Annotated in this window: 28 protein-coding genes and 1 pseudogene; 19 read left to right on the plus strand and 10 right to left on the minus strand. The window is 72.1% G+C overall.

Features of this window, described 5'->3' with window-relative positions:
- Positions 1-14: 14 nt before the first annotated feature.
- Positions 15-1,061, minus strand: a complete 1,047-nt coding sequence (locus ABZU43_RS04390; RefSeq protein WP_355005111.1) for an Rv2578c family radical SAM protein — start codon at positions 1,059-1,061, stop codon at positions 15-17.
- A 93-nt stretch (positions 1,062-1,154) separates the two neighbouring features.
- Between ABZU43_RS04390 and ABZU43_RS04395 the strand changes: the two genes are divergently transcribed.
- Positions 1,155-1,574, plus strand: a complete 420-nt coding sequence (locus ABZU43_RS04395; protein ID WP_109819716.1) for a DUF393 domain-containing protein — start codon at positions 1,155-1,157, stop codon at positions 1,572-1,574.
- Here ABZU43_RS04395 and ABZU43_RS04400 read toward each other — a convergent pair.
- The 3 genes from ABZU43_RS04400 to trxA form a co-directional block, all read right to left on the minus strand.
- Positions 1,538-2,509: an HTTM domain-containing protein gene (locus ABZU43_RS04400; protein WP_355005112.1), complete on the minus strand. Its 972-nt coding sequence runs from the start codon at positions 2,507-2,509 to the stop codon at positions 1,538-1,540. The two genes, ABZU43_RS04395 and ABZU43_RS04400, sit on opposite strands and share 37 nt — an antisense overlap.
- Positions 2,506-2,946 carry a hypothetical protein gene (locus ABZU43_RS04405; RefSeq protein WP_355005113.1) on the minus strand — a complete coding sequence of 147 codons (441 nt, stop codon included), beginning with the start codon at positions 2,944-2,946 and terminating at the stop codon, positions 2,506-2,508. Before ABZU43_RS04405 ends, ABZU43_RS04400 begins: the two co-directional genes overlap by 4 nt.
- 154 nt (positions 2,947-3,100) lie before the next feature.
- The gene (trxA, locus tag ABZU43_RS04410; RefSeq protein ID WP_007455291.1) at positions 3,101-3,463 is read right to left on the minus strand and encodes a thioredoxin; all 363 of its coding nucleotides are present in this window, start codon (positions 3,461-3,463) and stop codon (positions 3,101-3,103) included.
- A 548-nt stretch (positions 3,464-4,011) separates the two neighbouring features.
- On the opposite strand from trxA, the gene ABZU43_RS04415 reads away from it, so the two are divergent.
- The 11 genes from ABZU43_RS04415 (at position 4,012) to ABZU43_RS04465 (ending at position 12,437) form a co-directional block, all read left to right on the plus strand.
- A complete protein-coding gene (locus tag ABZU43_RS04415; RefSeq protein WP_030486570.1) occupies positions 4,012-4,527 on the plus strand; it encodes a MaoC family dehydratase in 516 nt (171 codons plus the stop codon).
- Between the two features lie 93 nt (positions 4,528-4,620).
- Entirely contained in the window at positions 4,621-5,157 is a 537-nt protein-coding gene (locus ABZU43_RS04420; protein ID WP_355005114.1) for a hypothetical protein, read from the plus strand.
- Between the two features lie 51 nt (positions 5,158-5,208).
- Positions 5,209-5,832: an RNA methyltransferase gene (locus ABZU43_RS04425; RefSeq protein ID WP_355005115.1), complete on the plus strand. Its 624-nt coding sequence runs from the start codon at positions 5,209-5,211 to the stop codon at positions 5,830-5,832.
- 79 nt (positions 5,833-5,911) lie between these two features.
- Entirely contained in the window at positions 5,912-6,589 is a 678-nt protein-coding gene (locus ABZU43_RS04430) for a DUF6758 family protein (RefSeq protein WP_355005116.1), read from the plus strand.
- A 116-nt stretch (positions 6,590-6,705) separates the two neighbouring features.
- Positions 6,706-6,864, plus strand: a complete 159-nt coding sequence (locus tag ABZU43_RS04435) for a hypothetical protein (protein ID WP_007455302.1) — start codon at positions 6,706-6,708, stop codon at positions 6,862-6,864.
- A 6-nt stretch (positions 6,865-6,870) separates the two neighbouring features.
- Complete coding sequence (locus ABZU43_RS04440; protein WP_355005117.1) at positions 6,871-7,746, plus strand: PH domain-containing protein; 876 nt, start codon at positions 6,871-6,873, stop codon at positions 7,744-7,746.
- Positions 7,747-7,849: 103 nt separating this feature from the next.
- The gene (locus tag ABZU43_RS04445; protein ID WP_355005118.1) at positions 7,850-8,632 is read left to right on the plus strand and encodes a SigE family RNA polymerase sigma factor; all 783 of its coding nucleotides are present in this window, start codon (positions 7,850-7,852) and stop codon (positions 8,630-8,632) included.
- Complete coding sequence (locus tag ABZU43_RS04450) at positions 8,629-9,891, plus strand: hypothetical protein (protein ID WP_355005119.1); 1,263 nt, start codon at positions 8,629-8,631, stop codon at positions 9,889-9,891. The genes ABZU43_RS04445 and ABZU43_RS04450 overlap by 4 nt, the downstream gene beginning before the upstream one ends.
- 53 nt (positions 9,892-9,944) lie before the next feature.
- Complete coding sequence (locus tag ABZU43_RS04455) at positions 9,945-10,817, plus strand: PHP domain-containing protein (RefSeq protein ID WP_355005120.1); 873 nt, start codon at positions 9,945-9,947, stop codon at positions 10,815-10,817.
- A 41-nt stretch (positions 10,818-10,858) separates the two neighbouring features.
- Positions 10,859-11,473 (plus strand): MarC family protein, encoded by a 615-nt coding sequence (locus ABZU43_RS04460; protein ID WP_091394729.1) that lies wholly within the window; start codon positions 10,859-10,861, stop codon positions 11,471-11,473.
- A gap of 43 nt (positions 11,474-11,516) precedes the next feature.
- Positions 11,517-12,437, plus strand: a complete 921-nt coding sequence (locus tag ABZU43_RS04465; RefSeq protein WP_355005121.1) for a PD-(D/E)XK nuclease family protein — start codon at positions 11,517-11,519, stop codon at positions 12,435-12,437.
- A gap of 19 nt (positions 12,438-12,456) precedes the next feature.
- Here the strand turns inward: ABZU43_RS04465 and ABZU43_RS04470 are convergent, their stop codons facing one another.
- Positions 12,457-13,320 carry an oxygenase MpaB family protein gene (locus ABZU43_RS04470; protein WP_355005122.1) on the minus strand — a complete coding sequence of 288 codons (864 nt, stop codon included), beginning with the start codon at positions 13,318-13,320 and terminating at the stop codon, positions 12,457-12,459.
- A gap of 59 nt (positions 13,321-13,379) precedes the next feature.
- Complete coding sequence (locus ABZU43_RS04475) at positions 13,380-13,808, minus strand: Fur family transcriptional regulator (RefSeq protein ID WP_238671193.1); 429 nt, start codon at positions 13,806-13,808, stop codon at positions 13,380-13,382.
- A gap of 202 nt (positions 13,809-14,010) precedes the next feature.
- Here ABZU43_RS04475 and ABZU43_RS04480 point away from each other — a divergent pair, with 202 nt between their 5' ends.
- Positions 14,011-14,493, plus strand: a complete 483-nt coding sequence (locus ABZU43_RS04480; protein ID WP_355005199.1) for a DUF2231 domain-containing protein — start codon at positions 14,011-14,013, stop codon at positions 14,491-14,493.
- A 28-nt stretch (positions 14,494-14,521) separates the two neighbouring features.
- On the opposite strand, the gene ABZU43_RS04485 is transcribed toward ABZU43_RS04480, so the two are convergent.
- Positions 14,522-15,034 carry a hypothetical protein gene (locus ABZU43_RS04485; protein WP_355005123.1) on the minus strand — a complete coding sequence of 171 codons (513 nt, stop codon included), beginning with the start codon at positions 15,032-15,034 and terminating at the stop codon, positions 14,522-14,524.
- Positions 15,035-15,230: 196 nt separating this feature from the next.
- Here ABZU43_RS04485 and ABZU43_RS04490 point away from each other — a divergent pair, with 196 nt between their 5' ends.
- Positions 15,231-15,413 (plus strand): hypothetical protein, encoded by a 183-nt coding sequence (locus ABZU43_RS04490; RefSeq protein WP_355005124.1) that lies wholly within the window; start codon positions 15,231-15,233, stop codon positions 15,411-15,413.
- Between the two features lie 125 nt (positions 15,414-15,538).
- Here the strand turns inward: ABZU43_RS04490 and ABZU43_RS04495 are convergent, their stop codons facing one another.
- Complete coding sequence (locus ABZU43_RS04495) at positions 15,539-15,736, minus strand: hypothetical protein (protein ID WP_355005125.1); 198 nt, start codon at positions 15,734-15,736, stop codon at positions 15,539-15,541.
- A 280-nt stretch (positions 15,737-16,016) separates the two neighbouring features.
- Here ABZU43_RS04495 and ABZU43_RS04500 point away from each other — a divergent pair, with 280 nt between their 5' ends.
- Positions 16,017-16,247 carry a hypothetical protein gene (locus tag ABZU43_RS04500; protein WP_355005203.1) on the plus strand — a complete coding sequence of 77 codons (231 nt, stop codon included), beginning with the start codon at positions 16,017-16,019 and terminating at the stop codon, positions 16,245-16,247.
- A gap of 14 nt (positions 16,248-16,261) precedes the next feature.
- On the opposite strand, the pseudogene ABZU43_RS04505 reads toward ABZU43_RS04500, so the two are convergent.
- Positions 16,262-16,468 (minus strand): annotated as a pseudogene (locus ABZU43_RS04505) (FmdB family zinc ribbon protein); the annotation flags it as partial.
- A complete protein-coding gene (locus tag ABZU43_RS04510; RefSeq protein ID WP_355005126.1) occupies positions 16,465-17,142 on the minus strand; it encodes a 5-formyltetrahydrofolate cyclo-ligase in 678 nt (225 codons plus the stop codon). The pseudogene ABZU43_RS04505 and the gene ABZU43_RS04510, both read right to left, overlap by 4 nt.
- 84 nt (positions 17,143-17,226) lie before the next feature.
- Here ABZU43_RS04510 and ABZU43_RS04515 point away from each other — a divergent pair, with 84 nt between their 5' ends.
- From ABZU43_RS04515 to ABZU43_RS04530, 4 genes are all read left to right on the plus strand, one after another.
- Complete coding sequence (locus ABZU43_RS04515; protein WP_355005127.1) at positions 17,227-19,581, plus strand: diguanylate cyclase; 2,355 nt, start codon at positions 17,227-17,229, stop codon at positions 19,579-19,581.
- Between the two features lie 9 nt (positions 19,582-19,590).
- Positions 19,591-20,553, plus strand: a complete 963-nt coding sequence (locus ABZU43_RS04520) for a UTP--glucose-1-phosphate uridylyltransferase (protein ID WP_355005128.1) — start codon at positions 19,591-19,593, stop codon at positions 20,551-20,553.
- The gene (gene glp, locus ABZU43_RS04525) at positions 20,550-21,863 is read left to right on the plus strand and encodes a gephyrin-like molybdotransferase Glp (protein WP_091394702.1); all 1,314 of its coding nucleotides are present in this window, start codon (positions 20,550-20,552) and stop codon (positions 21,861-21,863) included. Before ABZU43_RS04520 ends, glp begins: the two co-directional genes overlap by 4 nt.
- A gap of 111 nt (positions 21,864-21,974) precedes the next feature.
- Positions 21,975-22,625 (plus strand): GNAT family protein, encoded by a 651-nt coding sequence (locus ABZU43_RS04530; protein WP_355005129.1) that lies wholly within the window; start codon positions 21,975-21,977, stop codon positions 22,623-22,625.
- The last annotated feature ends 31 nt before the right edge of the window (positions 22,626-22,656 follow it).

Consider the following 22,656-nt stretch of genomic DNA (forward strand, 5'->3'; position numbering starts at 1 on the left):
GACTGTAGCTCCGACTAGAGCAGCGTCAGCTGCTCGGCCGCCGCCGGTTGCGGCGGCTCGGGCAGGCTGCGGTTGTCGCGCCGCTCTCCGCGGTGCAGCCCGTGTCGGCGGACGGCGATCCGCACCCGTGCGGTCAACTCCCGCTGGTACGCCTGCGGCGCGTACGCGCCGGCCCGGTAGAGCTCGCGGTAGCGGGGCACGAGGTGTGGGTGCTCCCGCGCGAGCCAGTGCGCGTACCACTCCCGGGCGCCGGGACGCAGGTGCAGGGGCAGGGCGGTCACGCTGGTCGCGCCGGCGGCGGCGATCGCCGAGACGGTGGCCTCGATCGACTCGTCGCTGTCGCTGAGGCCGGGCAGGATCGGGGCCATCAGCACGCCGACGGAGAAGCCGGCGTCGGCGAGCGCCCGGACGGCGTCGAGCCGCCGGTGTGGGTGCGGTGTGCCCGGCTCGACGGTGCGCCAGAGATGCTCGTCGACGAACCCCACGGAGAAGGAGATGCCCACCGTGGTCACCTCGGTGGCCTGGCGTAGCAGCGGCAGGTCACGCAGGATCAGCGTGCCCTTGGTGAGGATCGAGAACGGGTTGGCGAAGTCTCGTAGGGCACCGATGATCTGCGGCATCAGCCGGTAACGACCCTCGGCGCGCTGATAGCAGTCCACGTTGGTGCCCATCGCCACGTGCGCGCCCCGCCAGCGCGGTGCGGCCAGCTCCCGCCGGACCAGCTCGCCGGCGTTGACCTTGACGATCACCTTCTGGTCGAAGTCGGCACCGGCATCAAGATCGAGATAGGTGTGAGTATTTCTCGCGTAACAGTAGACGCAGGCATGAGAGCAGCCCCGGTACGGGTTGATCGTCCACTCGAACGGAACGCGGGACTGCCCGGGCACCCGGTTGAGGATGGACTTGGCCTGCACCTCGTAGAAGGTCATCCCGGCGAACTCGGGGGTGTCGAAGGTGCGGACGACGGCGCCGGGCAGCGCCAGCGGCAGGGGTGGCGTCGCTGGCGCTGCCCGCTCGGGGTCTCCCTCGACCGGGGGAGCGGTGAGGTTGTCCCAGCGCATGGGCACTATTCGAACACGTGTACGAGGCAAGCGCAAGTGACCCGCCGTACACCGGTGGGCGTCCGCGTGGTCGGAGAGGGGAGGATGGGAGCCATGGAGACGTCGACCTTCGTCTACGACGGGGACTGCGCGTTCTGCACGAGCTGTGCGGAGTTCATCGAGCGCCGCATCCCCACCGCCGCACGCGTGGTGCCCTGGCAGTTCGCCGACCTGGACGCGCTCGGCCTCACCGTGGCCGAGTGCGAGGAGGCCGTGCAGTGGGTCGGCGCGGACGGCTCACGCGCGGCCGGTCCGGACGCCATCGCGAAGCTGCTCGCCGCGAGTGGTCCGCTCTGGCGGGTCGCCGGCGCCGGCCTGCGGATTCCTCCGGTACGCGTCGCGGCCTGGCCGTTGTACCGCTGGGTGGCGCGCAACCGGCACCGGCTTCCCGGCGGCACGGCGGCCTGCTCCCTGCCGCAGGAGGCCCGGGAGCGGCTTTACGGGCCAGCCGGTCGCCCGACCACCGGCGCCTGATCGTCGCGTGCCGGCCCCGCGCCGGCGGTAACCGGGCCCGGGTCGGTCGGCACCGGGTCGACGTCGGCCGGGCGCGGCGCCGAGGCATCTGTCGTGGCCGCCTCGGGAGAGTCGCGGCCGGCGAGCCGGCGCGCCCAGACCAGCGGACGCACCCGTTCCAGCGGCAGGAAGCTGGTCATCGCGGCCAGGTGCGGCGCGAACGAGATCGTGATGGTCGCGATGGTGACCGCGTGGAACGAGTAGAAGAAGCCGACCATGGCGAGTCGCCAGCGGGGTGGCAGGAAGAAGACCACCGGGCTCAGCAGTTCGAACGCCACGATGCCGAACTGGGCGACGATCAGCAGGTACGGCACCTGGGCGATGAGGTCGGCCAGGTCGGTGCCGCGCCGGATGATCGCGCGGGCCAGGACCGAGCCGGTCAGCCAGTCCAGGCCGCCGAACCGCAGCTTGGCGAAGGCGGCCAGGAAGTACGTGCAGATCACCGCGATCTGGGTGACGCGTAGGGCCCAGCCGCCGGCCTCGGTGCGGGTGGTGTCGCCGTGTCGGGCGCGGCCGGCGGTGGGCAGCACGGCCAGTGCGACGAGCAGCCCGAACCGGTCGTGGTCGACCTTCCCGTAGCTCATCGCGATGATCATCCACTCCAGGTACAGCGCGCACACCGCCCAGCCGAGCAGGCGGGGCGCTCGTCCGGTGGCGGCGAGGAGGGCGAGCAGCAGCAACGCCCAGAAGATCACCGTCACCAGCGTCTCGGTTGGCGTCGGCAGTGGGAGCAGGCGGCCGATCAGGAGTGGTTGGTACAGGTCGCCGGGCACGCTGACCCGGGTGCGTACCCAGGGGGTGAAGATCACCAGGTCGGCGGCGACGAACAGGTAGATCAGGGTGCGGAAGGCGGCCACCCGGCCCCGGGGTACGGCCTCGGTCAGCCAGCGGTTCATCGGGCGGCCTGCCAGCTCACGACGGTCTGGTCGGTGTGCTCGCCGGTCGGTCGGCCGGCGCGGATGCCGTGCCAGCGGATGACGATGCGGACCTCGACCAGCGCGGGGGCGTCCGGGTGGCGTTCGGCGTACGCGTCGGCGACCTCGGTGAGCAGCGTCGGGTCGGCGGCGTATCGGGCCTGCTGGCCCTCGATCTCGGCGCGGCGGATGCCTGTCGCGTTCTGGTCGAGGTCGATCACCGCACCGGAGCTGTTCACCCCCTCGACGCGGGTGTCAGGGGCGGGTGCGTTCGGCGGGTTGGAGGTGGAGTACATCCGGAACGGGCCGAACGGGAAATCGTCGTCGCTGCCCCAGAAGGTGCCGACGACGAGCAGGACGAGGCCGAGTGCGGTCGCGCCCAGCCGGGTCACGCGCCCTCGGGTGGTCAGATTCTCCATCGGGTCGTGACGATACGGGATGTACCGACGGCCTCGGGTCCCTCCGACGGCCAGTTCGGCCCGACCAGCCAGGTGATCATGGGTGGAGTCTGCGGGGTACGACGAAGGCCGGGCCCGCACCGGGCCCGGCCTCGCGTGTCGTCGTGGGGACGACTCAGTGGTTGTGCTCGGCCAGCTGCTTGCGGACGTCGTCCATGTCCAGCGCCTCGACCTGCTCGATCAGGTTCTCCAGCGCGGACTCGGGGAGGGCGCCCGGCTGGGCGAAGACGATGACGCCGTCGCGGATCGCCATGATCGTCGGGATCGAGCGAATGTCGAACTTGGCGCCCAGCTCCTGCTGAGCCTCCGTGTCGACCTTGCCGAAGACGATGTTCTGGTGCTTCTCCGAGGAGCGCTCGTAGACCGGGGCGAACCGCTTGCACGGACCACACCAGTCGGCCCAGAAGTCGACCAGGACGATGCCGTCGTTGCCGGTCACCTCGTCGAAGTTCGTCGAGGTCAGCTCAACGGTTGCCATTGCACTCTCCGATCACCGCGGTTTATCTACGTCCCGTAGAACCAGGGCTGACCGTATCGAATTCCCGGGGGGTGGGTCACGAAACGTGCCCGGGGCTGCCGGGGGGTGCCGACGGTCATCGACAAGCATCTGTTCACACCCGACCTGCGGAACGCAAGTGCATGACGCACTTGCGTGACCTGCGGTGATGGGAGCGTTTCCAGGGAGATCCACGCGATTGAGCACTACGAATCGGTAACTTGGGCCTTGACAAGGAGGTATCCGGCCTGCGGAGATCGCTGATCAACCTCCGCCTCATCACTCACAGTAGTGTTACAAAAAGATAAATGTGACCGCGACCTCTGTTGAAGCTACGCACCCGTAGGGCAGAATTCCTCACATCAGAGCGTGGGCGGCGGGTGCCGGGGAGGGCCCCGCCGCTCATTGCGTCTCCCCCCAGGCGAGTGACCGGTGTGACATTTCCGCCGCCGTCGCGCCCCGCCGGTTGCCTTAACCATCGGTAAGGCATGCTGTGCCGAACTCCATCGCCGCCCGTCGAAGGGACCAGCATGCAGTTCGGTCGCTACTACGAGGAGTTCGAGGTCGGCGCGGTCTACCGGCACTGGCCGGGCAAGACCGTCACCGAGTACGACGACCACCTCTTCTGCCTGCTCACCATGAACCACCACCCGCTGCACATGGACGCGCACTACGCCGCGACGGCCAGCCAGTTCAAGCGCAACGTCGTGGTCGGCAACTACATCTACTCGCTGCTGCTCGGCATGTCGGTGCCCGATGTGAGTGGCAAGGCGATCGCCAACCTGGAGGTCGAGTCGCTGCGGCACGTCGCGCCGACCTTCCACGGCGACACGATCTACGGCGAGACCACGGTGCTGGACAAGCGAGAGTCCGGCTCGAAGCCCGACCGGGGTGTGGTGTCGGTGGAGACCCGCGGCTACAACCAGGACGGCACGATGGTCTGCGTCTTCCGGCGCAAGGTCATGGTCCCCAAGCGGGAGTACGCGGCCGCCGCGGTGCCCGACGGCGTGGATCCGGAGCGGCCCAGCTTCCCCGAGCCGCGCTGACGAGTCACGGCGGGCTCGACCGTCGACGAACACCGGGTTCCTTCCCCAGCGCGGGTCTGCTGGGGAAGGGGTCCGGTGCCCGTCGCGGGGCATATGCTGACGCCGGAGGTTCCGATGAGCCACTCCGTCGCGGGAGAGCCGCCCTCTGCCGGCCGCCGAGCCGCACCCTTGACCACCGCTGTCTACTCCGCCGTCGAGTGGGATCTGCTCACCAGCCTGCCCGGTCGGGTCCTCGTGGCCGCCGCGGCACCGGGGCCTGGCCGGACGGAGCGTGGAGTGATGGCCGGCCTGGCCGGTCTGGATGCCGTGGCCGCAGGCCGAGCCTCCGACAGCGACCTGGTCCGCGCGGTGGTCGCCACGATCTACGCCCGCCACGACGGCACCCCACAACCCGCCGAGCGGCTCACCGACCTGGTGGACCTGCTGGCCGCCTGCCGGGCGGCGAGCCGGGTCCTCCGGCGGCGGGCCGACCCCGCCGACTCGGCCGCGTACCGCCAGTGGGTGCAGTCTGTCGCGGCCCGGGTCTGTCGTGCGGTGCCCGGCACCGGCACGCGCCGGGTGGACCCAGCGGCCAGCCCGGCGGACCGGCGCTTCCTGGACCGGCTCGGTGCCGCCCTCGACCTGGGCTGACCGGCAGGTCGGCGTGGCCGACGCCGACGTGGTCCGTACCCTCTGATGACCGTGACCGACGACCAGCTTGAGGTGGGCGTGGGCCCCTGGCCGGGGGACCCGCCGGACGACAGCCGCTACGACCCGCAGCTGCTCGCGGAGGGGGACCGGCGCAACGTCGTCGACCGCTACCGCTACTGGCGGCACGAGGCGATAGTCGCCGACCTGGACCGGCACCGGCACGGCTTCCACGTCGCGATCGAGAACTGGCAGCACGACTTCAACATCGGCACCGTGGTGCGTAACGCCAACGCGTTCAACGCCGCCGAGGTGCACATCGTCGGACGGCGACGGTGGAACCGGCGCGGCGCGATGGTGACCGACAGGTACCAGCACGTACGGCACCACGAGACGATCGAGGAGTTCGTCGCCTGGGCGGCCGAGCGGGAACTGCCGGTGTTCGGCATCGACAACCTGCCCGGGTCGCGTCCGCTGGAGACCGGCACCCTGCCGCGGGACTGCGTGCTGCTGTTCGGCCAGGAGGGCCCCGGCCTCTCCGCGCCGGCCCGTGCCGCCTGCCACCAGCTCTACTCCATCGCCCAGTACGGCTCGACGAGGTCGATCAACGCGGGCGTGGCCAGCGGAATCGCCATGCACGCCTGGATCCGCGCGCACGCCGGTACGCCGCCGGACTGACCCACGTACGGTGCCGAATCGGACGTTCCGGCTTGACGTGCCGGCGGTACGGGGAGACGGTGGGGATGTGAGTGTCGCGGTGAGTTGTCCGAGATGCGGGGGCCCGGTACGGGCGCCGGATCTGATGAACACCGACTCGAGATGTGCGCGCTGCGGCCCGGTGCCGCCGTTGCACGTGCCCGAGCACATCGGAGCGGACATCGTGGCCAGCGTGGTGGAACGGATCACCGCGACCGGCGATCCACCGGTGACACCGCTGTGGTGCCCGTGGCCGCTGCCGCCCGGTTGGACACTCACCGGCGTGGCGTACGCCGGGGACGACCGCACGGGTGTGCGGGCGACAGTGGTGGCGTGCGCGGGCCCCGCGCCCCTTGGTGGTGGTCCGGCCGATCTGGTCTTCGTGGCCGAGGAACCCGGTGTCGGCCTGGGCACCCGGCTTGCCGGTCTGACCGGGCCGGATCCGGGACCGGAGTTGATGGACGCGTTGACCGACCCGGGGCCGGGTCACCCTGACCACGTCGGACAGGCGAAGATCAAGGTCGGCGGGCACCCCACTCCACTGTGGTTGGTGAATTCTCCAACGGATCGAAGCGCGTACGCCGGCGAAGCTCGGGGAATGTGGCTCCATGCGATAGCCTGGCCGGCGAGTGCGGGTCACCTGCTCGCGGAAGACGTCGTGCTACACGACCTGACCGAGTGGACTCCGCCCGAGCTCGTGTACGGCGCACCGTCCCCGTATCTACCCGGTAGAGCTTGACAACTCTTCCGGATTGACGGAGAACGGACGCAGATATTCACTGTACGACACCACACTGATACTCTGGGTGCCGCTGCGGTAATGGGACCCGGCGCCGCGCGAGAGGATGGCCCGCCATGGTCAAGAAGGTCCTCACCTGGGCCGGAATCGCATTCTTGATCTTCTTCGTCGCCTACCGACCAAACTCGGCGGCGGACGTGTTCAAGTCGCTCGGCGGCGGGATCATGGATATCGCCCAGGGGTTTGGCGACTTCTTCACCAGCCTCGTCGCCTAGCCGCCGATGGGCAGCCCCTCCGGTCCACCCTTCGACCCGGACGACCCCGACCGGGAACGTCGCGAGCGCGACACCGAGCCGATCCCGCGGATCGGGCCTGATGACGGCCCGGGCTACGGGGCCGGTCCCAGCCTGTCCGACGGTCCGTCCCTTTCGGACGACGTCGGCTATGGCGACGGGCCCGGCTACGCCGGCCAGGGTCGTTCCGGTCGGGGGTGGATCCGTGATCCGGAGGCCAGCTACCAGCCGCCGCAGATCTCCGAGGACGAGCTGGCCGGGTTGCGTGCCGACGCGACCGGCTCGACCCCTCGGCGGGTGCTGCCGCTGGAAGACGAGCCCAGTTCGCTGGTGGCTCGCTACCTCTTCCCCACCGAGCGCTACCGGGGCGAGTGGAAGCGACACTGGATCCACCTCAGCAACCCGCTGTTGATCGGCGTCGCGGCGACCTTCGTGCTCGGCTATCTCTCCGGCTTCCTCGCCGGTCAGGACGTCGGCGCGTTGACCACCATTGCCGTGCTGCTGTGGTTCGCGGTGATGGGCTGGGTGGCGTGGAAGGTCGCCGACTGGTGGTATGACCGGTTCATCCTGACCAACAAGCGGGTCATGGTGGTCAACGGGATCGTCACCCGCAAGGTGGCGATGATGCCGCTGGTCCGGGTCACCGACATGAAGTACGAGCAGACCCCGACCGGTCGAGCGCTCAACTACGGCACCTTCGTGCTGGAGTCCGCCGGCCAGGAGCAGGCGCTTCGCGAGGTCAAGAACCTGCCCAACCCGAACGAGCTCTACCTGCGCGTCGTCGAGGAGATGTACGAGCCGCAGGCCGTCGAGGCGCGGCTCGGCAAGGAAGCCGACGAGGCCAAGGCCGACGACGGGGCGTGAAGGTTTTCGACCGAACATCGGAGCAAGTGCGCACCTTTCGTCATGGACCAGACCGCCCCTGACGTGGCACTCTGCCAGGACGGCAGGGGTGTGGAGGTGGGCGGTGGCGAGCAAGGACTCGTTGGAGGAGCAGTTCCGCGAGTTCGTCGCGGCCCGCTCCGCCGCGCTCCTGCGTACCGCTTATCTGCTCACCGGCGACTGGGCCACGGCCGAGGACCTGCTCCAGACGGCGCTGACCAAGACCTACCTGGCGTGGAAGCGGCTCGGCGGGATCGAGGCGGTCGAGCCGTACGCCCGGCGTGTGATGGTCAACACGTCGACCAGTTGGTGGCGGCGGCGCTGGCACGGCGAACGCCCGACCGAGGTGCTGCCCGAGCGGGCCGGTGTCGACGAGATCGAGCAGCAACTTGACCGTGACCTGCTCTGGCGGCATCTCCGGGAGTTGCCCAACCGGCAGCGGGCAGTGCTGGTGCTGCGCTACTACGAGGACATGTCGGAGGCGCAGACCGCCGCGATGCTGGACATTTCACCGGGCACTGTGAAGAGCCAGTCGTCCCGGGCGCTCGCCACGCTGCGTCGGCGACTGGGCGCGGACGCACCGGAGCTGGCAGCCGCCGTCGGCATCGCCGGCCGGACTGGCGCTGCCGACAGTGCCGCGGGCGCTATCGGTGCCGGCGGCCGGACGGCGGGCTCGGGTTCCCGGACCGGGCGGATCCCGGCCACCGGTGCCGCTGCCTCACCCCGTCCCGGACGGGCGGCTGGCCGACCCGTGCCCCGCCCTACCGCTCCGCGCCCCGCAGTGCCGCGTGGGATCGATCCGCAGGTGGTCCTGCCCACCGCCCCGGCGGCCGTGCCCGTCGGCACGGGCTCCGGGGAACAGCAGTGAGTCAGTTCCCCGGCCGACGCGACAACCTGACGGACGGCCCACAGCGTTCATACCAGGTGCGGCCTGACGAGTTGGAAGGTGCGGTGCGGGAGACACTCTCGCACCAGGTCGCCCTTGCCCGCCCGCTGAGCGTCGACCCGGCCGGCCAGGCCATCCGTCGCGCGAACCGGATCCGGCGTCGACGCACCGCCGCCGGCCTCGCCCTCGCGGCGGTCACCACCGTGCTGCTCAGCGCCGGCATGGCCCAGCTCGGTGCCGAGACCAGGCGGGACGGCTCACCCATCGTCGTGATCGGCGACCCCGATCCGACCAGTCGACCGTTCCCGACGGCCAGCATTCCCGGCCCCGACCCCTCGCCCACGGCGTCGACCTCGCTCATCGTCAGCGAGACGCTGGTCAGCGCCGACGGGCGGCGGCTGGTGTTGCCCGACGTCGGGCCGGCCGAACGCGTCCAGCCGCTGCCCAGCGGAGGCGGTTGGCTGGTGGTGGGCGCGCCGAGCACCGCCGGGCGCTCTCTGTCGGTGGTGCAGGACGACGGCCTGGTGCAGGTGCTGCTGGCCGGTGCCGGCGCGATCGTCCTGGCCCCGGACAGCCGCCAGGTCGCCTGGCGCGACGGAGACGATCTCCTGATGGCGGGTGTGGTCGGCACCCAACTCATCGGGTCGGTGCGCACCCCGGTGCCGGCGGCGGCGGAGCCCGTCCGGTTCGTCGGTGACAGCGTGCTGGTCCGACTCGACCCGGCCAGCGCCGGTCACACACTCTGGCGGCCCGGGGCGGGGCCGCTGCCCGACGCCCTCGACCGGTTGAGCCTCAACGTCTACGGGCGGCTGCCCGACGGGCGGCTCGTCGGGCAGGTCAGCACGGCCGATCCGGGCCGGACCTGCCTTGCCATCCTCACCCCGACACGTCACCTGGACCCGGTACGCACGGGCTGCGGTCCGGACCTGAGCCAGGACGGCGTCGGCGGGGTTTCCCCGGACGGGCGGTGGCTGCTGGTCAACGAGGACAGCGGCTCGGCCGGTCGGTCCCTGCTGGTCGACCTGCGGCGGCTCGGGCCGGGTGCGACAGCCGTTGCGGCCGGGCCGCCGATGACCGGGGCGATCGTCTGGAGCGACGAGGCCCAGGCCTCCTACCTCGACGGCGACGGCGAGCTGGTCCGGGTCGACATCGGCCAGGTGCGGGCGGGAAAGCCCGCCGGCCCCGCTGCGGTGCCCGGCGTGCCAGCCGGAGAGCGGCCGATCCTGGTGCAGGGCTTCTGACCCCAGGTGGCCCATGTGAGCCGGGCTCACCGTTTCCTCGGTAACGTCGGGCGGTGACCTCGCGTACCGGCCCCGCCCCCCGGATCGACCTGCACGCCCATTCGACGGCCAGCGACGGCACGCTGACCCCGGCCAAGCTGGTCGGCGCGGCCTCCGCCGCCGGGCTGGACGTGCTGGCGATCACCGACCACGACACCACGGCCGGCTGGGCGCCGGCAGTGGCCGCGCTGCCACCCGGTCTGCGTCTGATCCGGGGTGCGGAGTTGTCGTGTCGCTGGTCCGGCCCGCAGCCCGCGGTGCCGCTGCACCTGCTCGCGTACCTGTTCGACCCGGACCACGCGGAGCTGGTGGCCGAGCTGGCGCGGGTCCGGGCCGCCCGGGAAGAGCGTGGCGAACGGATCGTCGGCCTCCTGCGGGCCGACGGCATCGACGTGAACTGGCCGGACATCCTGGCCGGCGCGGGTGGCGGCACGGTGGGACGTCCGCACATCGCGCAGGCACTCATCCGCGCCGGCCTGGTCGGCAGCGTCCGGGAGGCGTTCGGCCCGGACTGGCTGGGCGAGCGGTACCGGCTGCCCAAGGAGGACATCGACGTGTTCCGGGCCGTTCGGCTGGTCCGGGCGGCCGGAGGCGTGCCGGTCTTCGCCCACCCGCGAGCCACCCGACGCGGCCGGGTGGTGCCCGACGAGCTGATCGCCGAGCTGGCCGCCGCCGGGCTCGCCGGGCTCGAAGCCGACCACGAGGACCACAGCCCGGCCGAGCGGGACCACGTGCGGGCGCTCGCCGCCGAGCTCGGTCTGCTCGTCACCGGCTCCTCGGATTTTCACGGCACCCACAAGACCGTCCAACTCGGCGCGTTCAGCACCAGCGTCGAGGCGTACGAGCGGATCGTCGCCGAGGGGGTGACCGAGGTCGCTTGGGGCTGATCCGGGTATTTCGCCCATCGCGGCGCGGCTAGGTTGATCGCGTGGATCTGAAGCTGTTCGGCGAGGTCTTCGTGACTCTGCTGGTGATCACCGACCCGCCGGGCATGATGCCGATCTTCCTGGCGCTGACCGGCCCCCTGCCCGCCCGCGACCGCAACCGGGCAGCCTGGCAGGCCGTCGCGTTGGCGCTCGGCGTCATCGTGATCTTCGCGGTGGCGGGGCAGACCTTGCTCGACTACCTGCACGTGGACCTGCCGGCGTTGCAGGCAGCCGGTGGGCTGCTGCTCGTGCTCGTCGCCCTTGAGCTGCTGACCGGCAAGGCCGACGACCCGAGCCAGCAGGTCACCTCCAACATCGCCCTGGTGCCGCTGGGCACGCCGTTGCTGGCCGGTCCGGGTGCCATCGTGGCCACCATGCTCTTCGTCCAGCAGGCCGACGGGCTGGGAGAGTTCAGCGCCATCGCCGTGGCGATCCTCGCCGTGATGGTCGCCGTCTGGATCGTCCTGCGCTTCTCCGGCGGCATCGTGAAGATCCTCCGGCCGGGCGGGATCGAGGTGCTGACCCGGATCGCCGGCCTGCTGCTGGCCGCGATCGCCGTGCAGCTCATCGCCGACGCGGTGGCCGCCTTCGTCACGCAGTACGTGAACATGGCCTGACGGCACACGCGCGATGTCGGAGATGGATGGCAGGATCTCAGAGGTGCGACGATCCTCATCAGCGGGCCGGCCGGCCGCCGGCGGCCGGGCCCCGCGGCAGCGCGCCGGCGACGCCGAGCAGCTCGGCTTCGAGGGCATGCCCGAGCGGCTGTTCGTCTGCACCCCGAGCAAGCTCGGCGCGTACGCGGACTGCCCGCGTCGCTACCGCTACTCCTACGTCGACCGGCCCGCCCCACCCAAGGGCCCGCCGTGGGCGCACAACTCGCTCGGCGCCAGCGTGCACACCGCCCTGAAGAACTGGTATGCGCTGCCCGCCGACCGAAGGCGTCCCGAGGCGCTGGCCACACTGCTCAAGGGCACCTGGGTCCGCGAGGGCTACCGCGACGACGAGCAGGAGCGGGCCGCCTACCGGCGGGCGCTGGGGTGGCTGGAGTCGTACGTCGACACGCTGGAGCCGGATTCCGACCCGCTCGGCGTGGAGCGGGTGGTGGCGGTCAAGACCGCGGTGCTGGCGTTCAACGGTCGCACCGACCGGATCGACTCGCGGCCCGGCCCGGACGGGCCGGAGCTGGTCATCGTGGACTACAAGACCGGCCGCACCGGGCTGGACACCGACGACGCCAGGGGCTCGCAGGCGCTCGCGCTCTACGCGTACGCCGCCGAGCGGGTGTTTCGTCGGCCGTGCCGCCGGGTGGAGCTGCACCACCTGCCGACCGGCACTGTCGCCGGCCACGACCACACAGTCGAGTCGCTGGCCCGACAACTGACCCGCGCCGAAGAGACGGCCCGCGACATCATGGCCGCCGAGCGGGCAGTCGCCGACGGTGCCGACGCGGACGAGGCTTTCCCGGTGGCACCCGGCCCGCGCTGTGGCTGGTGCGACTTCCGGCGGCACTGCCCGACGGGCGCACAGGTCCCGGGCAAGGAGCCGTGGGCGGCAGTGGACCGGCCGGCCGACGGCTGATCTCCTGCCGAGGGTGGGGTCAGCCGGCCAGCGGGGCGGCAGCGTGCCGCGCGGCCCGCTCCTTGGCTGCCTGAATCAACGGCCCCTCCAGGTAGCGACGGGGGACGGCGGCGAACGCGAGCCGCAGCGCGCGCAGGGACAGGTCCGCCGACAGCGCGGTGGTCGGTAGACCGGGACCTCCGTACATCCGGCGTGCCCACGTCGGCAGCAGCGCGAACGCGGTGCTGGCGATCCCCAGGTACGCCCAGCGTGGCGGGCCCAGCGTGAGCCCCAACCGGACCGGCAGGCTGAGCTTCCACGGCAGCGGCGGGGCGGTGAGGAACAACGCCGTCTCGGCGGCCTCCCGGGTCATCCGCAACTGTGGCCGTACGGCCTCGTAGTAGTCAGCGACCTCGGCGGCGGTCCCCGGGACGGTGGCCGGGTCCAGGCCGACCAGGGCTGCGGCGCGGCGCTGCTCGGTGTAGTAGCCGTCCACCTCGTCGTCGCTCAGCGGCAGCCCGGCGCGTCGGGCCGTGCTCAGGAACGACTCGACCTCGGTCACGTGCACCCAGCGCAGCAGGTCCGGTTCGTCGATCCGGAACTGTTCACCGGTGAGCGTGTCGGTGGCCCGCAGGCGGTCGTGCAGGCGGCGCAGCCGGGCCCCGGCGGCCTCCGCCTCGGCGGTGGTCCCGTAGACGGTGGTCGCCACGTAGGTGGCGGTGCGGAGCAGTCGACCCCAGGCGTCGGTGCGGTAGTTGCTGTTCTGCGCGACACCGGCCATGGCCCGGGGGTGCAACGCCTGGAGGTAGAGCGAGCGCAGGCCGGCGACGATCAGGATCGGCTCCTCGTGCACCTTCCACGTGACCGAACCCGGACCGAAAAGGCCGAGGTCATCGGAGTCCACCGCACAAGAGTGCCACGATCGGGCCCACCTCGCCGCTCACGTGCCGCCGGTGCCGACGGTCAGACGTCGGCGGAGCGGCGGGCCCGGCAGCCCGGGCAGAGGCCCCAGAAGGTCACTTCGGCCTCGTCGACCTCGAACCCGTGCGCGCTGTTCGGCTCCAGGCACGGTGCGCTGCCCACCGCGCAGTCGATGTCGGCGATCTCGCCGCAGCCTCGGCAGACGACGTGGTGGTGGTTGTCGCCCACCCGCGCCTCATAGCGGGCGGGACTGCCCGCCGGCTCGATCCGGCGGGACAGCCCGGCCCGGGACAGCGCGCCCAGTACGTCGTAGACCGCCTGGGTGGAGACCGAGTCGAGGCGTTCGCGCACCCGCCGGGTGATCTCGTCGACCTCCAGGTGGCCGCCGTCGGCCAGCACGTCCAGCACCGCGAGGCGGGGGCGCGTGACACGCAGACCCCTCGACCGCAGCAGCTCCTCGGCACCGGACATTGGCCAATGACAACACGCTCGACCCGCATCGACAACCGTCGCCCGCTCCGGGTGGCCACCGACACAGCCGGGCAAGATCGAGAGTACGGCCCGAGCGAATGAACCCGATCGACGCGGCGCGCGTGTCATCCGTCGAGAGCCTGGGGACGATCGGCGGACCATAGGCTGAACACCCCTGACCATGATCCACCTGGAGGGTTCGATGTTCGAGGAGATCCTGGGTCTACCGGTGCACGTCCTGGTAATCCACGCGGTCGTCGTGTTCGTACCGCTGCTGGCGGTGCTGGCCATCGCGTACGTGGGGCTACCGCGGTGGCGGCACCGGCTGGACTGGGCCCTGGGCCTTCTCGCCGTGGCCGCGCCGGTGACCGCCTTCGTCGCGGTCGAGTCGGGTGAGGCACTCACCGACGCGCTGGTGGCCCGGGGCTTCCAGGGGCCGATCCTCGATCAGATCTTCGAGCACTCCCGCTACGGGGACATCCTGTTACGCGTCGTGGTGCCGCTCGGGATCGTGGCCATCCTGCTGCTCGTGGCGACGAGTGGGCACCCCCGGGTGCCGCGCCTGCCCGCGCTGGTCATCCCGGTGTTGGCGGTAGCGGCAGTGGGGCTTTCCATCGCCGCCCTGATCTACGTCTACCTGACCGGCCACTCCGGCGCCGAGACGGTGTGGGGCACCACCCTCTGAGCTGCTGGCCGCCGCCCGGGGGTGGACATCAGAAGATGACCCGCGAGCAGAGCAGACAGAGCAGTACCAGCAGCACCACGCCGGCCGCCGCCCCGAAGCCGTAGGTGACCCGCTGCGATCGCTGCTCGGCCGCGTCCAGGTCGGCCATGTCCTGCGGTGGCAGCCGTCGCGGCGGCGCCGGCTGCAGGTGTACGGGTGGACGCCAACCCGCCGGCGGCGGCACGCTCGGTGGCGGACCGGAGTATCCGCTGCCAGGTCCTCCCGTCGGCGCCGGTGCGGTTGGTGCGGGCGTCGGCGGGCCTGCGTTCCCGCTGGTAGTGCCTCCCGCCGACGCCGGTGCGGGCGGCGGCGGGTCTGCGTTCCCGCTGGCAGGGTGGCCCGTCGATGCTGGGCTGGCCTGCTCGTTCTGCTGTGGGTTGGTGGACCCGGCCGGTGGTGTGGTGGCGGGCGCGGCAGGAGGTTGGTCGGCCACCGCGTCGTCACCGGCGTCGGGCCGTCGCCAGTAGTCGTCCGGGTCGCTGCCACCGCTGGGGGTCGTCACGCCGTCCGACGCTACCAACGCCACCGGCGGCCCGGTCGCTTCTGGCCGGCGCGCCCACTGTCGGCGGTCTGGCCGGCGCGCCCACTGTCGGCGGTCTGGCGGCGTGCCCACTGTCGGCGGTCCGGCCGGCTCTGGCCGGCGTGCCCACCGCCGACGGCCCGGTCCACCGCCGTCGGCTGAGCTAGTCTTGCCGCTCGTGAGCACCGAGGACCCTGGCACGCACGGCGCACCGCGAGACGATGACCGCGCCGTCGACCTGAGCGAAGACTTCGTGGTGCTGCCCGAGCAGACCACCGACGACACCGACCGTGGTTGGGGTGAGCGGTCGGGCGGCAACGACGACTGGCTGCTCGCCGAACGCCCCCCGCACTGGGAATGACCCCCGCAGGCTCGGCCAGACCCTGACGATCTCCATCCGCCAGCCGACCTGCTCTGGGCGGTGGTCGGTGCTCGACCGGGGGCGGATGCCTGTCCTGCTGCGCTCGCCCGACCGACCTTGGTCGCCTACCGGGTCGGGTCGTCCGCCACCGATGGCGCGTCGGAGGGCACGGCGGTAGGAGGGCATCCAGTCGGGGTGTGCAGGACCGCGGCGGCCAGGCCGAGCAGCGCGGCGACCAGGCCGGCCCGGAGCAGGGTACGCCCGCCGGGCAGAGTGAGCTGGCGCAGCGGGCGCAACGCCCGCGCGAAATCCGGATCGACCATCGCCTCTGCCGCCTCCCGTCCCCGAGCGCCGCAGTGGCACCCGTGCAGGGAGGCTAGGCAGTTCCCGCCGCCTCGGCCGACCCACGGCCGACGCCTGTGGACAACCGCCCGGCCTGTGGAAAACGCCTATCCGTCGGCGCGATCTGCTAGGAGAGCCGCTGTGATCGACTCGGGATCAGGGAAAGCGGGCGGTCAGAGCGACGGGGACAGGCCGGCTTGCGGGAACCCGAGTGGATCGAGGCCCGACCCGTAATGGGGTCGGGCCTTCGGCGATCAGGACGTGGAGCTGGCCGTCGCCGCCTTGCCGCCGCCCGATGCACCCGAGGACGACCCCGAGGAGGACGACGACCCCGAGGACCCCGACCCCGAGGACGAGGACGACCCGGACGAGGACGAGGACCCCGAAGAGGACGACGAGCTGTCAGCGGAGGACGACTCGGACTTCGCCGGCTTGGTGGTCGTGCCGCCGGCGGTCGTCTCGGAACCGGACGCCCGGGAGTCGGTGCGGTAGAAGCCCGAACCCTTGAAGACGATGCCGACCGAGTTGAAGACCTTGCGCAGCCGCCCCTGACACGCCGGGCACTCGGTCAGCGGCTCGTCAGAGAAGGACTGCACCGCCTCGAGCTGCTCACCGCACGTGGTGCAGGCGTACTGGTACGTGGGCACGTTCTCCTCCGGATCTGGGCTCAGCCAGTTGGCACTCGACGTATTCGAGTGCCAATGGTGCGTCATTCGCCCCGGGTTCGTCCAGCAGACGTGTGGGGCGCGACACCGTGCGCCGCACCCGGGCCGCCGTCAAGCGTACGCACCCCGTCGGCGGGAGTGACGACCGCGCGCACCCGACGGTCGTGGGGCTCCGCCGGCAGCGCCTCGACCAGCTCACCGTCGTGCAGCGGCACCACCGTCAGGGCCGCCGCGGGTACCCGGGCGAGGGCGCGGTCGTACGACCCGCCACCGCGTCCGAGCCGCCGACCGTGGTGGTCCACCGCGAGAGCCGGAACGACCACGAGTTCCGCGTGCGCCACGGCGGCCACCCCGAGACGGGCACCGACCGGTTCTCGGATACCCCGTCCCGCCGCGATCACGGCATCGGGCCCGTTATACGCCGCCCAGTCCAAATCCAGGTCACCGAGGAGCACCGGCAGTAGCAACTCGGCGTCCGCCGGCAGCGCCGCCCGCAGCACCTCGGGCAGGTCGGGCCCGCCCGGTTCGGAGCCGACCGGCACGTACGCCGTCATCCGGTGTGGGCGCAGTCGGCGTACCAGGGCGACCAGCTCGGCCTGCACGCGCCCGGCGGCGGCTGCCCGGGTCGTGGCGGGCAGCGACCGGCGGCGGGCGAGCAGCTCGACGCGGGTGTTCCGCTTCGCCACGCGGGTCACTTCCGCTTCATCAGAAAATTCCGGCACGCAACACTCCTGACGCAACGCCTCTCCCACGGTTGCACTGTGTCAGCATCGCAAGCAACGGAGGCGGAACTTCCGGGGGGACGAGTGACGCTACGCGGGCGGTTGACGGCAGCCTTCCTCGTGGTGGTGCTCGGGCCCGTCCTGCTCGGCGCGCTTTTCGTCGCCTCCACCGTCGCGGCGGTGGACCGCAGCCGCTCCACCGAGCGCCTGGCGGTGGCTGCCTCCACGGTTCGCACCTCGGTCGACGCGCTCTGCCAGCAGCTACGCGCCACCGCCGACGCGGTGGCGCTCACCGCCGAGCCGGCCGTCGCCGCCGCGCAACTGGTCGGCCGGGGTCTGGCCGCCGCGGTGCTGGTCAGCGACGTGGCCGGCCAGGTCACCTACCTGTCGCCCGGTGCTCCGTCGACCCCGTGGCAGGACTGCGCCGGCTCGGCCGAGGGCACGAACGGGGGCTCGAACCCCGGCTCGGCCGGCCCGGTCCGTGCGTTGGCCGCCCAGGTCGACCTGCACGATCGCGCCGGCACCCGGCTGGGCACTGTGACCGCCGCGCAACTGGTCGACCCGGCCTTCGTGGCCCGACTGGCGGCGGTGACCGGGGTGGCGGTCACCCTCCTCGACAGTGGGGCGAGCGCCGCGCGGGTCACCCACACGACCGAGTCCCGTGACGTCCGCGACGCGGTGCTGGCCGCCGCCGTCGGCGTACGGGGCGAGCAGGTCACCGAGACCAAGGAGGGCCGGTACGTGCGCAGGCTCGGGCCCTCCGATGCGCAGCCGCTGCCACTGGTGCTCTCCGTGCCCAGTGAACGGCCACCGGGGTTGCACGCCACGCTGCTCGGGGTGGTCGTGCTGGCCGGGCTGCTCGCGGTGCTGGCCGCCTGGCGGCTGGCCCGGGTGACCACCCGGCCGCTGGCGGAGCTGGCCGGTGCCGTCGACCGGGTGGCCCAGGGCGACCTGACCGCCCGGGTGCCGGTGCGCAGTCGTGACGAGTTGGGTCGGCTGGCCGCCGCGTTCAACCGGATGACCCGGGAGACCGGCTCCTACGTCGCGGCGTTGACCAGCAACCGGGACCAGTTGCGCGGGCACCTCGCGGTGCTCGGCGACACACTGGCCAGCACCCACGACCTGCAGCGCATCCTGCGGGTGATCCTGCGCAGTGCCATCGGGGCCACCGGCGCGCGTGCCGGTGCCGTGCTGCTGGTGGAGACCGGCGGGGTGCTTGTCGCCCAGTGCACGGAGGGGTTGGACGGGCGCTGGCCGGCGGAGGAGGCGGACGGGACGCAGACGCTCCGGGTGCCGGTGGGCGTCGGCGTGGTCGGTGAGGTCGCCGCCACCGGGGAACCGCAACGGGGCAGGGCGGAGCAGACCGAGACGCCAACGGGTGAGCCGCGCTGTCGCACCTACGTCGCGGTTCCGTTCGCCGCCCCGCCCGGCGGTGCCACGGCCACCCTCGGCGGATTCTCGGGGCCGGTAGACGAGGCGGGCGCGGCGGCCGCCCTCGGCGTGCTGGCCCTCTACGACCGGCTGGGCGCCGACGAGTTCGACGACGACGACCTGGCCACCCTGCGCACCTTCGCCGGCCACGCGGCCGTGGCGGTGGACAACGTCCGGGTGCACGAGGAGGCGCAGCGGCTCTCCCTCACCGACCCGCTCACCGGGTTGTGGAACTACCGCTACCTGCGCGAGTCGATCCGGCGGGAGGTGGAACGGGCCAGCCGCTTCGGGCGGATGCTCAGCGTCCTCGCGTTGGACCTGGACCGGTTCAAGGACGTCAACGACACCTACGGGCACGCCGCGGGGGACACCGTCCTGGCCGAGTTCGCCCGCCGGGTGCGCGGGGAGATCCGGGAGGTCGACCTGGCCTTCCGCCAGGGTGGTGAGGAGTTCGTGCTGCTGCTGCCGGAGACCGACGCGCGGGGCGCGGCGATCGTGGCCGAGCGGCTCGGCGCGGCGGTGCGCGACACGCCCATCGCTGTCGAGGCGTACGCCGGGCCGGTCCTGGTGACCGTGTCGGTGGGCATCGCCGTCTTCCCGGACCACGGCAGCACCGGGCGGGAGGTGCTGGAGGCCGCCGACGACGCCCTCTATGCGGCCAAGGCGGCGGGCCGTGACACGTACCGGGTCGCCGAGGTTCGCTCGGATCTGCCGACCCGGGAAATTCCCGTGCTCGCGTGCGCGGTGAGCCCAACCGACGGGCTGCCGCGCGCCGGCCAGCCGGTGCAGGCCAGCCGGGAGCCGGGCGGGCCCGCCCGGTCCGACCCGGCGGTGGGCGTACCGGAATCATCGCTGGCGGGCCCGGCGCACGCCCGACCGGATTCGGTCGACGACACGCCGGACGTCGCGACGGACGCGGCGCGGGCCGGCCCGGACGCGGCGCGGCCGGGGCCGGGTGGCGGCGCGTCTTCTGGGCCACACCCGCCGCGGCAGAGCCGTGGCCGATAGTCTCGCGGCATGTCGGAGCACTCAGCGAACCCCTCATCGACGGTCGCCGCAAACGGCCGTCCCCTGGCGGTCAAGGCCGTCATCCCGGCCGCCGGACTGGCCACCCGGTTCCTGCCGGCCACCAAGGCGGTGCCCAAGGAACTGCTGCCGGTGGTGGATCGGCCGGTGTTGCAGTACATCGTCGAGGAGGCCACGCAGGCTGGCATCGGTGACGTGTTGCTGATCACCGGTCGGGGTAAGACGTCGATGGTGGACCACTTCGACCGTCGCCCGGACCTGGAGACCAGGTTGGAGGAGAAGGGCGACTCCGAGCGGCTGGCCGCCGTACGTCGGCCCAGCGAACTGGCCGAGATCTACACAGTGCGGCAGCCCGAGCAGCTCGGGCTCGGCCACGCCATCGGGTACGCCGAGTCGCACGTCGGCGACGACGCCTTCGCGGTGCTGCTCGGCGACGAGTTCGTCAAGCCGTCGGAGCCGCTGCTGCCGGCGATGCTGGAGTTGCAGGCCCGCACCGGCGGTGTGGTGCTCGCCTTCTTCGAGGTCGACCCGTCCGAGACCAAGCGGTACGGGATCGCCTCCGTCGAACCGGCCGAGTCGGAGCTGACCGACATCGGCGAGGTCGTCAAGGTGACCGGGATGGTGGAGAAGCCGCAGCCGGAGGACGCCCCGAGCAACCTGGCGGTGCTCGGCCGCTACGTGTTGCCGGGCAAGATCTTCGACGCGATCCGGCGGACCAAGCCGGGCAGCGGCGGCGAGATCCAGCTGACCGACGCGATGGAGCTGCTGCGTACCGAGGGCACCCCGGTGCACGCGATCGTCTACCGGGGCACCCGCTACGACACCGGCATGCCGCTGGGATACCTCCAGACGGTGGTGCAGATCGCCGCCGAGCGCGAGGACCTGGGCGCCGAGTTCCGGTCCTGGCTGGCCGACTTCGTCAAGGCCGACGCGGCAGGCGGATCTGGTACATGACAGCGACGGCCGACGCCGAGGCGGCCGCGAACGAGTTGACGCCGCTCGCCGACTACCTGGGCAGCGTGCTGCGCAGGTTGCGCGCGCTGCCGCCACTCGACCTCGACCTCACCCAGGCGCACGGCAACGTCCTCGCCGAGGATGTCGTCGCGCCGCACGCCTTTCCGGCCTTCGACCAGGCGGCCGTGGACGGCTACGCCGCGCGCTGGGAGGACATCTCCGGAGGGGGGAGGGGGCCGAGCTACGTCCCGGCCCCCTCCGGCACGCCCGGCGGTCGCACCATCCGGCTCAACGTGGTCGGCGATCTCGGCGCCGCGAGCTGGCGGCCGGTCCGGCTCACCCCCGGTTCGTGCTTCTCGGTGGCCGCCGGGGCTCCGCTGCCGGTCGCCGCTGACGTCGTGGTCCCGGTGGAGTGGACCGACCAGGGCATGGCCGCAGTGGAGATCTTCCGCACCCCCAAACGGGGGTACGGGGTACGCCGAGCGGGTGAGGAACTGCCCGCCGGCACCCTGCTCGCTCGGGCCGGCACCTACGTGTCCCCGGCCCTGGTCGCCGTCTTCGCGGCGACCGGCATCGGGCACGTGGTGGTCCGGCCCAGTCCACGGGTGGTCATCGTTGCCACCGGTGACGAACTCGTCGACGTCGGCCGGGGCAGTCAGCCCGGTCAGGTGGTGGACGCGAACTCGCACGCGCTGACCGCAGCGGCGGCCGAGGTGGGCGCGCTGGCGTACCGGGTGGGCATCTGCGACGACGACCCGGAGGGGCTGCGCGGGCTGCTGGAGGACCAGACGCTGCGTGCCGACCTGATCATCACCACCGGGGGCACCGGCACCGGCCCTGGAGACATGGTGCGTCGGATCCTCTCCCGCCGTGAGGGCGGTCGCGCCGGGCCGGTCACCTTCACCGACGTGGCGCTCTACCCCGGCACCGCGCTCGGGTTCGGCACTGTCGGCGCCGAGGAGGTGCCGGTGGTCTGCCTGCCCGGCGACCCGGGTGCCGCGTTGATCGGCTTCGAGGTGCTGGCCCGCCCCGCCATCCAACTGCTCGCCGGTGCCGAACCGGTGTTCCGACCCAGTGTGCGGGCACACCTGCTGGAGACCGTGTCGTCGCCGACCGGGCTTCGCGAGTTCCGGCCGGCGCACGTCGCCGAGCGACGCGGCGGCGGGTACACGGTCCAGCCGCTCAGCGGCGGGCCGTTCACCCTCTCCGGGTTGGCCGAGGCCAACGGGCTGCTGGTGCTCGGCGAGCGGGTCACCACTGCCGCGGCCGGCTCCACCGTGGACGTCCTGCTGCTGGATCGCCGCCGGTGACGCGTCCCGGCCGGCCCGCTCGCGGCCCGCGTCGGGTGATCGTCGGATCTGTGCGGTGAACGCGGTGAGGCCACTTGTGCGCGACACGGTCCCGCGCGGGAGACTGTCCAGGTGAGTCTCTTCGGTCCCGCGCGGGCACCGGGCTGGCCGGTGGAACTGGCCGACGGCCCAGTGCTGCTGCGGCCGTACCGGCGCTCCGACGCGGCGGCGTGGTCGGAGGTGCGGCGGGCCAACCGGGCCTGGCTGGCACCCTGGGAGTCGTCACTGCCCGGCGGCTGGGACGAGATGAACTCGCCGGCCGCGTTCCGCTGGGTGCACCGTGACCAGCGGCGCTCGGCCCGCGAGGGTGAGGGCATGCCGTTCGCGGTCTGCCTGCGTGAGGCCGACCGGGACCGGCTGGTCGGGCACATCAACGTGGGCAGCATCGTGCGGCGGGCGCTCTGCTCCGGCTACGTCGGCTACTGGGTGGACGCCCGGGCCGCCGGCCAGGGTGTGATCCCGACTGCGCTGGCGCTCGCCGTGGACCACGCGTTCGGCCCGGGCGGGCTGCACCGGGTGGAGGTGAACATCCGTCCGGAGAACCGGCCGTCCCGGCGGGTGGTGGAGAAGTTGGGCTTCCGCGAGGAGTCGTACCACGTGCGCTACATGCACATCGACGGCGCCTGGCGGGACCACATCGGGTACGCGATGACGAGTGAGGAGATCGCCGCCGAGGGTGGCCTGCTGGCCCGCTGGCACCGGATTCGCGCCAACGCGCGGTAGGAGGATTTCCCGACATCCGCCCACTCGTCCC

This window comes from Micromonospora sp. NPDC005205 (genome assembly GCF_040608275.1).
Taxonomy (GTDB): domain Bacteria; phylum Actinomycetota; class Actinomycetes; order Mycobacteriales; family Micromonosporaceae; genus Micromonospora.

What these genes read in the sequence shown, in the direction of transcription:
- ABZU43_RS04480 (WP_355005199.1), top strand. Translation starts at nt 14,011, where the DNA reads ATGTTCGAGGAGATCCTGGGTCTACCGGTGCACGTCCTGGTAATCCAC.
- ABZU43_RS04435 (WP_007455302.1), top strand. Translation starts at nt 6,706, where the DNA reads ATGGTCAAGAAGGTCCTCACCTGGGCCGGAATCGCATTCTTGATCTTC.
- ABZU43_RS04520 (WP_355005128.1), top strand. Translation starts at nt 19,591, where the DNA reads ATGTCGGAGCACTCAGCGAACCCCTCATCGACGGTCGCCGCAAACGGC.
- ABZU43_RS04405 (WP_355005113.1), bottom strand. Translation starts at nt 2,946, where the DNA reads ATGGAGAATCTGACCACCCGAGGGCGCGTGACCCGGCTGGGCGCGACC.
- ABZU43_RS04475 (WP_238671193.1), bottom strand. Translation starts at nt 13,808, where the DNA reads ATGTCCGGTGCCGAGGAGCTGCTGCGGTCGAGGGGTCTGCGTGTCACG.
- ABZU43_RS04415 (WP_030486570.1), top strand. Translation starts at nt 4,012, where the DNA reads ATGCAGTTCGGTCGCTACTACGAGGAGTTCGAGGTCGGCGCGGTCTAC.
- glp (WP_091394702.1), top strand. Translation starts at nt 20,550, where the DNA reads ATGACAGCGACGGCCGACGCCGAGGCGGCCGCGAACGAGTTGACGCCG.
- ABZU43_RS04420 (WP_355005114.1), top strand. Translation starts at nt 4,621, where the DNA reads ATGCTGACGCCGGAGGTTCCGATGAGCCACTCCGTCGCGGGAGAGCCG.
- ABZU43_RS04400 (WP_355005112.1), bottom strand. Translation starts at nt 2,509, where the DNA reads ATGAACCGCTGGCTGACCGAGGCCGTACCCCGGGGCCGGGTGGCCGCC.
- ABZU43_RS04395 (WP_109819716.1), top strand. Translation starts at nt 1,155, where the DNA reads ATGGAGACGTCGACCTTCGTCTACGACGGGGACTGCGCGTTCTGCACG.
- ABZU43_RS04495 (WP_355005125.1), bottom strand. Translation starts at nt 15,736, where the DNA reads ATGGTCGATCCGGATTTCGCGCGGGCGTTGCGCCCGCTGCGCCAGCTC.
- trxA (WP_007455291.1), bottom strand. Translation starts at nt 3,463, where the DNA reads ATGGCAACCGTTGAGCTGACCTCGACGAACTTCGACGAGGTGACCGGC.
- ABZU43_RS04390 (WP_355005111.1), bottom strand. Translation starts at nt 1,061, where the DNA reads ATGCGCTGGGACAACCTCACCGCTCCCCCGGTCGAGGGAGACCCCGAG.
- ABZU43_RS04440 (WP_355005117.1), top strand. Translation starts at nt 6,871, where the DNA reads ATGGGCAGCCCCTCCGGTCCACCCTTCGACCCGGACGACCCCGACCGG.